This window comes from Streptomyces sp. CB00316, from assembly GCF_001905595.1.
In the GTDB taxonomy this organism is placed as follows: domain Bacteria; phylum Actinomycetota; class Actinomycetes; order Streptomycetales; family Streptomycetaceae; genus Streptomyces.
Map to the genome: position 1 here is coordinate 282,331 of NZ_LIXI01000003.1, position 13,345 is coordinate 295,675.

General features: G+C 71.0%; 12 protein-coding genes. 5 read left to right on the forward strand and 7 right to left on the reverse strand.

All coding sequences use genetic code 11. The features are described 5' to 3' along the window. Positions 1–15: 15 nt before the first annotated feature. On the reverse strand, positions 16–2,031 hold the full coding sequence (locus AMK21_RS09450; protein ID WP_073876156.1) for an NADPH-dependent 2,4-dienoyl-CoA reductase: 2,016 nt from the start codon (positions 2,029–2,031) through the stop codon (positions 16–18). Between the two features lie 214 nt (positions 2,032–2,245). Between AMK21_RS09450 and AMK21_RS09455 the strand changes: the two genes are divergently transcribed. Both AMK21_RS09455 and AMK21_RS09460 read left to right on the forward strand, forming a co-directional pair. Then, the gene (locus AMK21_RS09455; protein WP_073876158.1) at positions 2,246–2,776 is read left to right on the forward strand and encodes a DoxX family protein; all 531 of its coding nucleotides are present in this window, start codon (positions 2,246–2,248) and stop codon (positions 2,774–2,776) included. Beyond that, positions 2,773–3,225, forward strand: a complete 453-nt coding sequence (locus tag AMK21_RS09460; RefSeq protein WP_199863148.1) for a DUF7144 family membrane protein — start codon at positions 2,773–2,775, stop codon at positions 3,223–3,225. The genes AMK21_RS09455 and AMK21_RS09460 overlap by 4 nt, the downstream gene beginning before the upstream one ends. Here the strand turns inward: AMK21_RS09460 and AMK21_RS09465 are convergent. The 3 genes from AMK21_RS09465 to AMK21_RS09475 form a co-directional block, all read right to left on the reverse strand. Next, the gene (locus tag AMK21_RS09465; RefSeq protein ID WP_073876161.1) at positions 3,189–5,312 is read right to left on the reverse strand and encodes an MMPL family transporter; all 2,124 of its coding nucleotides are present in this window, start codon (positions 5,310–5,312) and stop codon (positions 3,189–3,191) included. The genes AMK21_RS09460 and AMK21_RS09465 overlap by 37 nt on opposite strands. A 231-nt stretch (positions 5,313–5,543) precedes the next feature. Further along, positions 5,544–6,059 carry a MarR family winged helix-turn-helix transcriptional regulator gene (locus AMK21_RS09470; protein WP_073876163.1) on the reverse strand — a complete coding sequence of 172 codons (516 nt, stop codon included), beginning with the start codon at positions 6,057–6,059 and terminating at the stop codon, positions 5,544–5,546. 108 nt (positions 6,060–6,167) lie between these two features. Further along, positions 6,168–6,746 carry a fasciclin domain-containing protein gene (locus tag AMK21_RS09475; protein ID WP_073876165.1) on the reverse strand — a complete coding sequence of 193 codons (579 nt, stop codon included), beginning with the start codon at positions 6,744–6,746 and terminating at the stop codon, positions 6,168–6,170. A 527-nt stretch (positions 6,747–7,273) separates the two neighbouring features. On the opposite strand from AMK21_RS09475, the gene AMK21_RS09480 reads away from it, so the two are divergent. Next, on the forward strand, positions 7,274–8,116 hold the full coding sequence (locus AMK21_RS09480) for a DUF1206 domain-containing protein (protein WP_199863149.1): 843 nt from the start codon (positions 7,274–7,276) through the stop codon (positions 8,114–8,116). Here the strand turns inward: AMK21_RS09480 and AMK21_RS09485 are convergent. Continuing rightward, the gene (locus tag AMK21_RS09485; protein WP_073876169.1) at positions 8,101–8,649 is read right to left on the reverse strand and encodes a DUF4383 domain-containing protein; all 549 of its coding nucleotides are present in this window, start codon (positions 8,647–8,649) and stop codon (positions 8,101–8,103) included. The genes AMK21_RS09480 and AMK21_RS09485 overlap by 16 nt on opposite strands. A 71-nt stretch (positions 8,650–8,720) precedes the next feature. After that, positions 8,721–9,362, reverse strand: coding sequence for an RNA polymerase sigma factor (locus AMK21_RS09490; RefSeq protein WP_073876171.1), 642 nt, complete (start codon positions 9,360–9,362; stop codon positions 8,721–8,723). Positions 9,363–9,517: 155 nt separating this feature from the next. Between AMK21_RS09490 and AMK21_RS09495 the strand changes: the two genes are divergently transcribed. Then, positions 9,518–10,501 (forward strand): MerR family transcriptional regulator, encoded by a 984-nt coding sequence (locus tag AMK21_RS09495; protein WP_073876173.1) that lies wholly within the window; start codon positions 9,518–9,520, stop codon positions 10,499–10,501. 32 nt (positions 10,502–10,533) lie between these two features. Here the strand turns inward: AMK21_RS09495 and AMK21_RS09500 are convergent, their stop codons facing one another. After that, complete coding sequence (locus AMK21_RS09500; RefSeq protein WP_073876756.1) at positions 10,534–11,739, reverse strand: cysteine desulfurase-like protein; 1,206 nt, start codon at positions 11,737–11,739, stop codon at positions 10,534–10,536. Positions 11,740–12,350: 611 nt separating this feature from the next. Here AMK21_RS09500 and AMK21_RS09505 point away from each other — a divergent pair. Further along, positions 12,351–13,313 carry a sterol desaturase family protein gene (locus tag AMK21_RS09505; protein WP_073876176.1) on the forward strand — a complete coding sequence of 321 codons (963 nt, stop codon included), beginning with the start codon at positions 12,351–12,353 and terminating at the stop codon, positions 13,311–13,313. The last annotated feature ends 32 nt before the right edge of the window (positions 13,314–13,345 follow it).

Genomic DNA, 13,345 nt, shown 5'->3' on the forward strand with positions numbered 1-13,345 from the left:
CCGGTGGACGAGCGCTCACAGCGCCGCGGCCAGCTCCGTGCCCTGGCGGATCGCCCGCTTCGCGTCCAGTTCGGCCGCCACGTCCGCACCGCCGATCAGGTGGACCGGGCCGCCCGTCGCGCGCAGCTCGTCGTACAGCTCCCGGCGCGGCTCCTGGCCGGCGCAGAGCACCACGGTGTCCACCGCCAGCACCCGCCGCTCACCGTCGACCGTGAGGTGGAGGCCCTCGTCGTCGATCAGGTCGTAGGACGCGCCCGCGATCATCTCGACGCCCCGGTGGCGCAGTTCGGTGCGGTGGATCCAGCCGGTCGTCTTGCCGAGGCCCGCGCCGACCTTGGTGGTCTTGCGCTGGACGAGGTGGACGGTACGGGGAGTCTTGGGGCGCTCGGGGGCTCGCAGGCCGCCGCGCTCCTCGTAGGCCGTGTCCACGCCCCACTGCCGGAAGAACGTCTCCGGGTCCAGGCTCGCCGCGTCTCCGCCGTCGGTGAGGAACTCCGCGACGTCGAAGCCGATGCCGCCCGCGCCCACGATCGCGACCCGGTCGCCGACCGGCGCCCCGTCCCGCAGGACGTCCAGGTAGCTGACGACGTTCGGATGGTCCGTGCCGGGGATCGCCGGGGTGCGCGGCTCGACGCCGGTGGCGAGCACGATCTCGTCGAACCCGTCCAGTGCTCCGGCGTCCGCCCGGGTGGACAGGCGCAACTCGACGTCCAGCTCCGTCAGCCGGGTACGGAAGTAGCGCAGCGTCTCGTTGAACTCTTCCTTGCCCGGCACCCGGCGGGCCACGTTCAGCTGGCCGCCGACCTCGTCCGCCGTGTCGAACAGCGTCACCGCGTGGCCCCGTTCGGCCGCGGTCACCGAGCAGGCCAGACCCGCCGGACCGGCACCGACCACAGCGACGCGTTTGCGGGTCCGGGTCGGGCTCAGGACCAGCTCGGTCTCGTGGCAGGCGCGCGGATTGACCAGGCAGGAGGTGATCTGGAGGCTGAAGACGTGGTCCAGGCAGGCCTGGTTGCAGCCGATGCAGGTGTTGATGGCGTCCGCCCGGCCCGCCGCCGCCTTGGCGACGAACTCCGGGTCGGCGAGGAAGGGCCTGGCCATCGAGACCATGTCCGCCCGGCCCGAGGCGAGGATCTCTTCGGCGACCTCGGGGGTGTTGATGCGGTTGCTCGTCACCAGCGGCACGGAGACGGCTCCGCGCACCCGCTCGGTCACCCAGGTGAAGGCGGCGCGCGGCACGGAGGTGGCGATGGTGGGGATGCGCGCCTCGTGCCAGCCGATGCCGGTGTTGATGATCGTCGCGCCCGCCGCCTCGATCTCCTCGGCCAGCGTCACGACCTCCTCCAGCGTGGAGCCGCCCGGCACCAGGTCCAGCATGGAGAGCCGGTAGATCAGGATGAAGTCGCTGCCGACCCGCTCGCGGACCCGGCGCACGATCTCGACGGGGAACCGGATGCGGTTCCCGTACGAGCCGCCCCAGCGATCGGTGCGGTGGTTGGTGGCGGAGACGATGAACTCGTTGATGAGGTAGCCCTCGGAGCCCATGATCTCGACACCGTCGTACCCGGCGTGCCGCGCCAGCTCCGCCGCCCGGACGAACTCCTCGATGGTCTCCTCGACCTCGGCGTCGGTCAGGGCGTTGGGGGTGAAGCCGCTGATGGGGGCCTTGAGCGCGCTCGGTGCCACCAGGTCCGGGTGGTGCGCGTACCGGCCGAAGTGCAGGATCTGCATCGCGATCCGGCCGCCCGCCGCGTGCACCGCCGAGGTGATCTCGCGGTGCTGCTCCGCCTCCGCCTCGGTCGTCATCTTCGCGCCGCCGGGGAAGGAGCAGGCCCGTTCGCTGGGGGCGATGCCGCCGGTGACGATGAGGCCGACGCCGCCCCGGGCGCGCTCCGCGTAGAAGGCCGCCATCCGCTCGAAGCCGCGCTCGGCCTCCTCCAGGCCGATGTGCATCGAGCCCATGAGCACCCGGTTGGGGAGGGTGGTGAACCCGAGGTCCAGCGGGCTCAGCAAGGTCGGGTACAGGCTCATCCGGGTCTCCTCCGCACGGGGGTCGTCGCGTCAGTTGTAGACCACCGTGAGCCGCTTATGCAACAAGTTGCACAATGATCTGCGTCGCATCCCGGCCTCCGCCCGGCCTTGTGGCGCCCGCCCCCTGCCCCGTACGGCGTACTCGGCCGGGCCCCTCCGGCGTCGGCCGACGAGAGTGGGGTCCACAGCGAAACCCCTCACCCCGGGAGTTCCCATGGTCTGCGTCAACCGGCGTGATCTCGGCATGCTCGCCCTGCGCGTCGGCACCGGCGCGGTCCTCGCCGCCCACGGCAGCCAGAAGCTGGCCGGCTGGTTCGGCGGCGGAGGCATCCAGGGCACCACGGCCGCGATGGAGGCCATGGGCTTCCATCCGCCCAAGCACAGCGCCGTGGCCGCCGGACTCGGTGAGGCGGGCGGCGGTGTGCTGCTGGCCCTCGGGCTCGCCACCCCTGCCGCCGGGGCCGCGGCCGCCGGAGCGATGGCCGGCGCGGTGGCCGTGCACGCCCCGGCGGGCTTCTTCGCCCAGGGCGGCGGCTACGAGTACCCGGCGTTCCTCGGCTTCACCGCCGCCGCCATCGGTCTGGCCGGCCCCGGCCGCTACTCCGTGGACCACGTCACGTGCCACATCTTCGACCGGCCCTGGATGGTCGCCCTCGCCTTCGCGGGCAGCGCGGTGGCCGCCGCCGCGGTGGTCGGCAAACGGGCCAAGGGCCGGCCCGACGAGCGGCAGGAGACGGACCGATGAGTGTGGACCCCCGCCTGTACGACGGCTCCGCCGGCCCTCCTCCCGCCCCCGACCCGGACAGCGCCTGGGTCACCGGAGGCGTGCTGTTCGCCGGGGTGCTGATGCTCTGCCAGGGCGTCGTCGCGGCCCTGCAGGGCATCGCGGCCCTCGGCGACAGCGACGTCTACGGCACCGTCGGCGACTACCTCTACCGGTTCAGCCTCACCAGCTGGGGCTGGATCCACCTGGTGGTCGGCGTCTGTGCGACGATCACCGGTGGCGGGCTCCTCAAGGGCGCCGGGTGGGCCCGGGTGGCCGGCATCGTGTTCGCCGCCCTCGCCCTGTTCGCGCAGTTCCTCTTCCTGCCGTACGCGCCGGTCTGGTCGGTGCTCATGATCGGGGTGGACATCTTCGTGATCTGGGCGCTGAGCGCCTATCGGCCCCCGGCCGCCGAAGTCGTCCCGCGCTGACCGTCCGCGTCCTCGCGGCTCAGCGCACCCGGCCACCAGGCTTTCGGCCCGATGTCCCTGACCAGTGCCGGAACGAGGAGCGAGCGGACGACCAGGGTGTCGAGCAGGACGCCGAAGGCGACGATGAAGGCGATCTGGACGAGGAACGCCAGCGGGATGACGCCCAGGGCGGCGAAGGTGGCCGCGAGCACGACACCGGCCGACGTGATGACCCCTCCGGTCGTGGTCAGCCCGCGCAGGATGCCCTCCCGGGTGCCGTGCCGCAGGGACTCCTCGCGGACCCGGGACATCAGGAAGATGTTGTAGTCGACGCCGAGGGCGACCAGGAACACGAACCCGTACAGCGGCACCGAGGAATCCGTACCGCTGAAGCCGAACACATGGGTGAAGACGAGCGACGAGATCCCCAGCGTGGCCAGGAAGTTCAGCGCGACCGTCGTCACCAGCAGCACCGGCATCAGCAGCGACCGCAGCAGGAAGACCAGGATCACCAGGATGATCGCCAGCACCACCGGCACGATCACCATGCGGTCGTCCTCGGCCGTGCGCTGGGTGTCGTACTGCTGGGCCGTGTAGCCGCCGACCAGGGCGTCCGAGCCCGGCACGGCGTGCACTGCCTTACGCAGGTCGGCGACCGTCTCCTTGGCGTCGTCGCTGTCGGCCGCGTCCTTGAGGGTCGCGTCGATCCGGACCTTGCCGTCGACGATCAGCGGTTCGCCGCCGGGCCGGCCGCCCTCGCTCACCGGCGCGACCGAGGCCACCCCGTCGGTACGGGTCGCGGCCTCGCTCACCTCGTTCAGCTTGCCGGCCGCCGCGATGATCACCGCCGGATTGCCGGAGCCGCCGGGGAAGTGCTCGCCCAGCGTCTCCTGCGCGGCCACCGACGGGGCGTCGTTGACGAAGATCTCGTCCAGCGGCACGCCCTTGGACGTGAGCGTCGGCGCGAAGGCGGCACAGACGATCAGGACGGCGAGGGTGATCGCCCAGACCTTGCGGGGAGCCCGGTCGACCAGCGCGGCGACCTTGCTCCAGATGCCGTGGCCGCCGGTCCCGTCCTCGGCAGGCTTGGGCTTCGCGGGCCAGTACGCCCTGCGGCCCAGCAGCACCAGGGCGGCGGGCAGGAAGGTGAGGGCGCTCAGGACCGAGCAGACGATGCCGATCGCGCCCACCGGACCGAGCGCCCGGTTGTTGGTGAGGTCGCTGAGCAGCAGGGCGAGCAGGCCCACGGCCACCGTCGCGGCGCTGGCCGTGATCGGGCCGAAGGACTCACGCAGCGCGATTCTCATCGCGGCGAACCGGTCGCCCTGGACGGCGATCTCCTCCCGGAACCGGGCGGTGAGCAGCAGCGCGTAGTCCGTCGCGGCGCCGATCACCAGGATCGACAGGATGCCCTGCACCTGGCCGTCCACCCGCACGATGTCGTGGTCGGCGAGCACATAGACGATCGCGCAGGCCAGCCCGAGGGCGAACACCGCACCCAGGATGATGAGGAAGGGGAGCAGCACGCTGCGGTACACGAGCAGCAGGATGACCAGCACGGTGATCAGCGCCACCCCGAGGAGCAGCCCGTCGATGCCCGCGAAGGCGTCGGACAGGTCGGCCTGGCTCGCGGCCGGACCCGCCAGCTGCACCGTCGCGTCCGGTACGTCGGCCCCGGCTCTTTCGACTTCCTCCAGCACCGTCGGCAGTTCGTCCCCGAGGTCGGGGCTGAGCTGCACGATGCCCTGGAGTGCGAGGCCGTCCTCGGAGGGCAGAGCGGGGGAGGCCTTTCCGACGACGCCCTCGGTGCCCGCGAGCGAGGCGAGAGCGCCGGTGGCGGCTTGGCGCTGGGCATCGCTCACCGGGGTGCCCTCGTACTTCGACGTCCACACGAGGATGGCCGGGAGGGTCTCGTTCTGCTGGAACGCCTTCTGCGCGTCGACGACTTGCGTGGATTCGGCGTTCTGGGGCAGGAAGGACGCCTGGTCGTTGGTCGCGACCTCGCCGAGCTTGCCGGCGTACGGACCGAGCCCGCCGCCGATGCCGAGCCAGGCGATCAGCAGGACGACAGGGATCAGCCGGCGGGCCGACCGTGCAGGGGTGTACATGCCTCTCCCGGGGTGCGACGAGTGTCTCAACGATGAACAATCTCAATCGTTGAAATACATTAGCGCAGCGTTCGCGGGGCGAGTCGTCCGGGTTCCTTCGAGGGGCGAGAGGGACAGGAGGTCGGGGAGCGTACGGGAGAGCTTCGGTGGGCCATCCCCTCATGGATGCACCCGGCGGCGGAAAATCCCGGCGACGCGCCGGAGGGAGCCCGGGCGGTGCGCTGAAAGGGCTCAGCGACGCGGGGCAGGAGCCTCGGACAGCTCCTCGTTCATCGCCGCGAGGAAGCGCAGGACAGTCGTGAGCTCCGCCTCGCTGAAGCGCGCCCGCGCCCGCGCGGTGGCCTCGGCGAGCGGCATGAAGTACTCACGGGCGGCCATCCGGGCGCTCGCTTCGTAGTGGACGTGCACCACCCGGCGATCGGCGCTCTCACGGGCCCGCCGGATGTGACCGGCCCGCTCCAGGCGGTCGAGACAGGCGGTCACCGCGCCCGAGGTGAGCCCCAGGTGCTCGCGCAGCGCGCCCGGTGTGAGGGGGGCGGGGGCGTCGAGGATGGCCGCCAGGGCGGTGACGTCCGTGGGGTGCAGCTGCTGGTGCGCGGCGAAGCCGTGGGTCATCCGGTTGATCTCGCCGTTCATCCGGCGGAGCTCGACCGCGAACGCCTGGAGACCGGCGGCGGGTCCGGGTTCCGGGGCCGCGGCGGAGTCCGAGGCGCTGCTCCGGGTCTGTCGGCTGTCGGCGCTGGTCACGTACTCAGCGTATAGAACGGGCGGCCGTGACCGGTGTCCGGACCGTCACTCGGTCCGGACACCGGCCACGGTTTCGCGGGCGCCGTCACGACGGCGGCCCGGCCGCGGTCACGACGTCGGCATGAGCACCGTGTCGACCAGGTTGACCGTGGCGTTGGCCGTCGGCACATTGCCGCAGACGATCTTCGAGGAGTCGTTCACCGTGAAGTCGGTGCCGGATCCCTTCACCGTGAGATCGGTGCCCTGCAGGGTCTTGTAGGTGCCGTCCTCCAACTGCTTCGTCGTCAGCTTCTCGCCCACCACGTGGTACGTCAGCACCTTGGTGAGCTCCTCCTTGTCGTTGAGCAGTGCGTTGAGGTCGGCCTGCGGGATCTTCTCGAAGGCGGCGTTCGTCGGCGCGAACACCGTGATGTTCTCGGCGTTGTTGAGTGTGTCCACCAGGCCGGCCTTCTCTATGGCGCTGGCCAAGGTGGAGAGTTCGGGGTTGTTGGACGCCGCGGTGGCGACCGGATCCTTCGCCATGCCCTCAAGGCTGCCCGCGCCTTCCTTCGGGACGGAGGCGCAGGCCGGACCGAACGGTTCCGCCGGGGCCTGTGCCTGCGCCTGCGGCGCGAAGAACGCCAGGGAGGCGGGGAGGGCGAGAGCGGCGGCGGCCGCGGCGGTGCGCTGCAGACGAGTGATGGTCATGATGTCCTCCGGCGGGTGGGGGTGAGATATTCACGCCGTACGGCCATAGGAAGCCGTGGAACCAGTAGCCCACAGAAGCAGTTCCGGGTCAAATGCGGAGCCCCGGAGAGGGAATTAGGTGAGTGATTTTGCGAGGCAGGAAAAGCGCTGCGAGAAATGCTCAAGGGGAAGGTTCGCTGCGGCCGCCCTGGCGCCCACCACCTTTTCTACGTGCAGTTACGGCCAGTTTCGATGCAGAAACGACGCGGCAGGACCGGCGGAGTGGCGTGCCGCACAATAATTTCGTAAATGGTGCCTGCCGCGAGGAGAGGTAGTTTACCGCCCGCTACCGGAAGTTGCTGATCGATCGACCGGAAGTCGACCATGAGGTACTTATTCGCGCATTTATCAGAGGCTGTGCGGACGGAATTATCTGCCCAGGACGCATGCTGTGAAGGGACCCTCGACGCGGAGTCCACGGCCCTGGCGCATGGCCCCGCCCCGTCCCGGCAGGAGTTGATCCGCCGGACCGGGGCAATCGGCATGACATGACTACCCGTTCAGTAGCAGCTCAGGGGCGCGGCCAGGCAAGGCGCGCCGCCAACAGCACCGCGATGGAGGCCGGAGCCCGTGCGGGATTCGGGGCCCGCGGAGTCATCTACGTCCTCGTGGGCGCCCTCGCCCTGCAGATCGCGCTCTCCGGAGACGGCGGCAAGCAGGCGGACCGGGGCGGCGCTGTCGCGGAGATAGCCGAGAAGCCGTTCGGCAAGATCGTATTGTGGCTGCTGGGCATAGCGCTCGTGGGCATGGCGCTCTGGCGGCTGTCCGAGGCCCTCTTCGGCTCGGCCGGCCCCGACGGCGGCAAGGTCTCCAAGCGGGCCATGGCCGCGGGACGGTTCATCTTCTACAGTTTCGTCGCCTACTCCGTCCTGTCCTTCGCCGCGGGCGACTCGGGCAGTGGCGGCGGCTCCTCCGACCAGCAGTCCCAGGACGTCACCGCCATGGTGCTGGGCTGGCCCGGCGGCCAGTGGATCGTCGGCATCGGAGGTGTGGCGATCGCCTGTGCCGGTATCTGGATCGCGGTCCGGGCCATCATGCGGAAATACCACAAGCACCTCAAGATGGCCGAGATGTCGCAGAAGGTGCGCCGCGCGGTCGACTTCACCGGAGTGTTCGGCGGCTCGGCGCGTGGTGCCGTCTTCGCCACGGCGGGCGGCTTCGCCGTCGCCGCGGCGGTCAAGCACAACCCCGACGAGTCCAAGGGGATGGACGACACCCTGCGCTCGTTCACCGAGACCCCCGTCGGTCCGTGGCTCCTGGTGGTCATCGCCCTCGGCCTGGTCGCCTTCGGGGTCTTCTCCTGGTTCAACGCCCGCTACCGCGAGGTCTGACCGACGCCGCCCCCGGTCAGCCGGGGCGGCTCGGCCGTCGCACTCCGCCGGGCCGCGTCCTCACGGGCGGCCTGCTCGGGGTGTCGGCTGCGCCAGTACGGGTTGTCGTGCGGCAGCCCGCCGGTGACCCGGCCGTACATCCCGAACGTCAGGATCAGCAGCCCCATCACGAAGCTGAAGATCACGTTGGACATGCCGAAGTCCAGAACGTTCGCGCCCTTGTCCAGGATGAAGATGTGGACGAACCCGCTGAGCAGGAAGAGCGCGCCGACCGTCATGTTCACCATCGACGCGACGTTCCCGCCGATCCCCGCCCCGGCGATCAGCACCAGGCCGACGACGACGGAGATCAGGCTCAGCAGGCCGTTGGTGGAGAGCCCGGCCACCTGAGAGCCGCTCGTGTCGAAGAAGCCGAGCTGGTCGGTGAAGCCGAGGATGCCGAAGACCAGAAGGATGACTCCGCACAGCCCCGCTCCGATCCGGTACACGGTCGCGAGCCGGTGGTCCACGGGGAGTTCGTCGCTCAGTTTCATTGCCGTCTCCTGTCGTGCCTGCTGCGGGAGCCCGGGCGGGCCCTGATCCGTCCGCCCCCTTCCTGCGGCCGTCACCTTCCGTCGCGTCTCCCGGCCCCCTGCTCCACCGAGGTGGAGCTTTCCGCGACGGAGCGCCGGATGCGCGATATCGCGCGCCGGGCGTGACTCTTCACTGTGCCGAGCGGCAGGCCGGTCCGCTCGGCGATCTGGACGTGGGTGAGGTCGTCGAAGAAGGCCAGGCGGAGAATGTGCCGCTGGACCGGGGGCAGTTTGAGCAGCTCCTGCGTCACCAGCACGCGGTCCAGCGCGGCCTCCGTCCGCTCGGCCGTTCCGGTGACGCCGGCCCCCTCGCGCGCCGCGTGGGCGGCGGCCAGCTCCGTACGCCGGGACCGGGCCGCGTGGGCGTCCGCGATCTTGCGGCGGGCGATGCCGACCAGCCAGCCCGGAAGCGGTCCTCGTACCGCGTGGTAGCCGTGGCGGCCCCGCCACGCGGCGAGGAACGTCTGCTGCGCCACGTCCTCGGCCTCCCGGGCGTCCCCCAGGGACCGGGCGGCCAGTGAGTACACGAGCGCGCCCCACCGGCGGTAGACGAGGGCGAAGCTGTCCTCGTCGCCGCGTACGAACCCGGCGGCCAGCCGTTCCGACTCGGCCCGGTCCTCGACCAGGGCAGGCATCGCGGCCACTGTGCCGACCGGGCTCAGGAGTGCCGTCATGTCTGTCCGTCCTCTCCGCTCCGCCGCGGGTCCACTGCTCGTGCCGCGCGGGACGGGCCGCCTACGGGCACCCCCGCCGCCCCGCCGATCACCAGGCAACCGGGCGGCGGCACACCAGGCAACACGCATCGTTTCTGCGTCGTATGGTGGGCTGTATGGACGATGCGGTCTCCACGCTCACCCGAGCCCCCGCCGTCGGTGGCCTGACCACCGGGGCGGTGGCCCGGCTGCTGGGGGTGGCGCCGACGACCCTGCGTTCGTGGGACCGCCGTTACGGGATCGGCCCGGCCTCCCGTGAGGGCGGCCGGCATCGGCGGTGGACGGCGGCCGACATTCGGCTGCTGGAGCGCATGTGCGGCCTGACGAACGCGGGCATCCCCCCGGCCGAAGCGGCCCGCGCGGCCCTGGCGGCGGCCTCCCCGGAGGCTCCCGCCCGGCCGGACGAGAAGCAGGGCCGCGTCGAGCAGCCCGCCTCCCACGCCCCCGGAGCGCTCCCGATCGGCCGGGCCCGCAGGGAGTGCCGCGGTCTGGCGAGGGCGGCCGTCCGGCTCGACGCCCACGCCATGGACGAACTGCTGGCCGCGGCGATCGGGCGGTACGGGCTGCTCGTTGCCTGGGAGTCGGTCATCATGCCGACGCTGCACGCCGTCGGCCGTAAGTGGGAGACCGCGGGGGAACGGTACATCGAGGTCGAGCACCTGCTTTCCTGGCACGTCTCCAGCGCTCTGCGCCGGGCGGCTTCGCAGCGCGCGCCCGTGGCCGGCTCCGGGGTCTCCCTCCTGGCCTGCACCCCGGGCGAGAGCCATACGCTGGCCCTGGAGGCGCTCACCGCCGGACTGGCCCAACAGGGCCTGCCCGTCAAGATGTTCGGCGCGGCCCTGCCGGTGGAGGCGATGGAGGAGGCGGTGCGGCGCACCGGGCCCGCCGCCGTCGTGCTCTGGGCCCAGTCCCGGTCCACCGCGAGCCGGGCGCTGGCGGCGCGGGTGGAGTCCGTCGAGTGGGGCGTACGGGGCGCCCGCCGGCGGCCGGTCGTGCTGGTCGCCGGACCGGGCTGGGCCGGGCAGTTGCCGCCCGGTGCCCGCCATCCGTCAGGGCTGGCCGAGGCGTTGGACGCGCTCGCGGCGATCAGCCGCCGCTGACCTCCGGCGGCCGCCCGCTCCTCGGTCCCCCCTCAGCGCAGGAAGTCCGCCAGCCCCGTCAGCAGGCGCTCGACGTCGTCCGTGTCGTTGTACGGGGACAGCCCCACGCGCAGGCCACCGTCGTCGCCGAGCCCCAGGTGGCGAGAGGCCTCCAGGGCGTAGAAGGAACCCGCCGGGGCGTGGACGCCGGTGCGGGCGAGGAAGCGGTACGCGTCCGAGGCGTTACGGTCCTCGAAGGTGAGCAGCAGCGTGGGCGTCCGCTCGGCAGCCCGGGAGTGCACCCTCACCCCGCCCAGCTCGCCCAGCGCCTTCTCGGCCACCTCCAGCAGGGCGTTCTCGTGGGCGCCGATCGCCGCGTAGGCGGACCGCAGCCGGTCCCGCCGTCCGCCCGAGGGGCCGTCATCACCCAGGTCCGCGATGAAGTCGACGGCGGCTCGGGTGGCCGCCAGTGCCTCGTAGGGGAGGGTGCCGAGCTCGAAACGCTCGGGCACGGCGTCGCTGGACGGCACCAGCTTGTCGGGCCGCAGGGTCTCCAGCAGCTGGGGGCGGGCGGCGAGCACGCCGTGGTGGGGGCCGAAGAACTTGTACGGCGAGCAGACGAAGAAGTCGGCGCCGAGCCGCTCCACATCCACGAGGTCGTGCGCCGTCAGGTGCACCCCGTCGACGTGGAACAGCGCACCGGCGCGGTGGACCAGCTCCCCTATCGCGGCGACATCGGGCCGGGTGCCGATCAGGTTGGAGGCCCCGGTCACCGCGACCAGCCGGGTCCGCTCGGTCAGCAGCGAGCCGACGGCCTCCGTGGGCAGCTCCCCGGTGGCCGGGTCGAACTCCGCCCACCGCACCATCGCACCGGCCCGCTCGGCCGCCTGCACCCAGGGGCGGATGTTGGCGTCATGGTCCAGCCGGCTGACGACCACCTCGTCCCCCGGAGCCCAACTCCGCGACAGGATAAGGGAGATGTCGTAGGTGAGCTGGGTCGAGCTCCGCCCGTGGACGATCCCGGCCGGGTCCGCGCCCAGCAGATCCGCCAGCGCCTGTCTGAAGTCGCCGACGATCGTCTCGGCGTGTATCTCCCCGGGCAGGGTGGCGCCCCGGATCGACAGCGGCCGGCTCAGCGCCTCGGTGAAGGCCGCGATGACGGGCGCCGGGGTCTGCGTACCGCCGGGCCCGTCGAAGTGCGCCGTACCGGCCCGGAGGGCGGGGAACTGCGCGCGCAATGTCCTGACGTCGTAACTCATGGAGACTCCCTCGCTCGGGGGCGCCCGGACCGGATCACGGTCGTGGTGCGCCGACAGTCCGTCGCGCGGCTCCGCCTCGGGGCGGGTGCGCGGTTCGGCGCCGATCATCGCAGGGTGTCCCCAACCCGTGAAAGGACGCCTCGCGCCGACCGGTACGCGGGCGCACCGCCCACGGCCGGGAGTGCGCCGCCGCGTACGCACGCACGTCGCGGCGCACGTTCATGCGCCCGTCATGCGATGGAGGGATGATCCTATCAGGGAATTCCTCATACAATTTGACTCACCCAGGCGTAGCGAAATATTTCCCGCATTCCCCGGTCCCGGAAAAGGCCTCCATGGGCGACGCGTGACGAACGCCCGTGAAGGGGTCGGCAATTCGGTGGCGAGGTGGTGGTTAAAGCCGTGGGAATCGGAAATGAATGATCTGGGCCGATGGAGCTTGGGGGCATCGGTTCACGCCACGGTCCATTGCGGCGGAGTCGAGTGTCCGGAATTGGTCGGTGCATGATCCGCTGCTCACGCCCTGGGGTGCCCATCAACCCCTCAGGCGCCCTTGAGCTGCACCGATGCGATGTTCTCTCCTAGATCACATCTCCTATGGAGGGTCATGGATGGACGAGTGCGAACGGTCCGCCGATGGCGAGATTTATTCCTTCGATGGCGAAATCGATTCGGTTGGATATTCGGGTGGCGCGGAAAGTCCACTCGGAATGTCCCCGGCTTCCATCCTCCGTGCGACCGCCTATCCGTTCCTCTTGCTGGCCGTCGTCCTTGTCGGCGCGTCCGCGTTGGTTCTCCGCTGGGATCCGGCCATCGTGAGCCCTCTCTTCCTTGTCGGGACCCTCACGTATCTGGCCATGCTCGAACAGCTGATTCCCTATGACCGGACCTGGCATCCCGGAAAGGACGAGTGGCGCTGGTACGGCATCTATTTTCTGCTCACCATGGCCGGAAGCGGACTGGCACAACTTCTGGTCACGGCAGCCGTGGGGTGGATCTCGGCCGAAGAGCGGGGCCACCACCTCTGGGCCGAGATCCCGGGCGCCCTGCTCGCCGGATCGCTCGTCAGCTATCTGGTCCACCGGCTGGGCCACACCAGCGCCCTCCTGTGGCGCCTGCACGGGGTGCACCACGTACCGCAGAAGGTCAACGTCGCCAACAACGGTGTCAACCACGTGCTGGACATCGTGCTGGCGCAGAGCCTTGTCCAGCTGACCCTGGCCCTGGCCGGATTCTCCCGCTCGGCGGTGCTGGTGACGGGGCTCTTCGTCGTCGCCCAGGGCTATTTCGTCCACGCCAACATCGATGTCCGCATCGGCCGGTTCAACCACCTCCTGGCCAGCCCCGAACAGCACCGCCTGCACCACAGCGCCGACCTGTCCGAAGCCGGCCACTACGGCTCCGACCTCTCGTGCTGGGACCACCTCTTCGGCAGCTTCACCTGGCGCCCCGGCCGCGCACCCGCAGCCGTCGGCCTCCACGACCCGGCCTCCTTCCCCGGCACCGGAGAGATCCTCGCCGGCTTCCTGCACCCCTGGCGGCGACGGCCGGGACCCGCGTCAGGCAGGGACTGACCGCACCTCGCCGCACCTCGCCCCAGCCATCT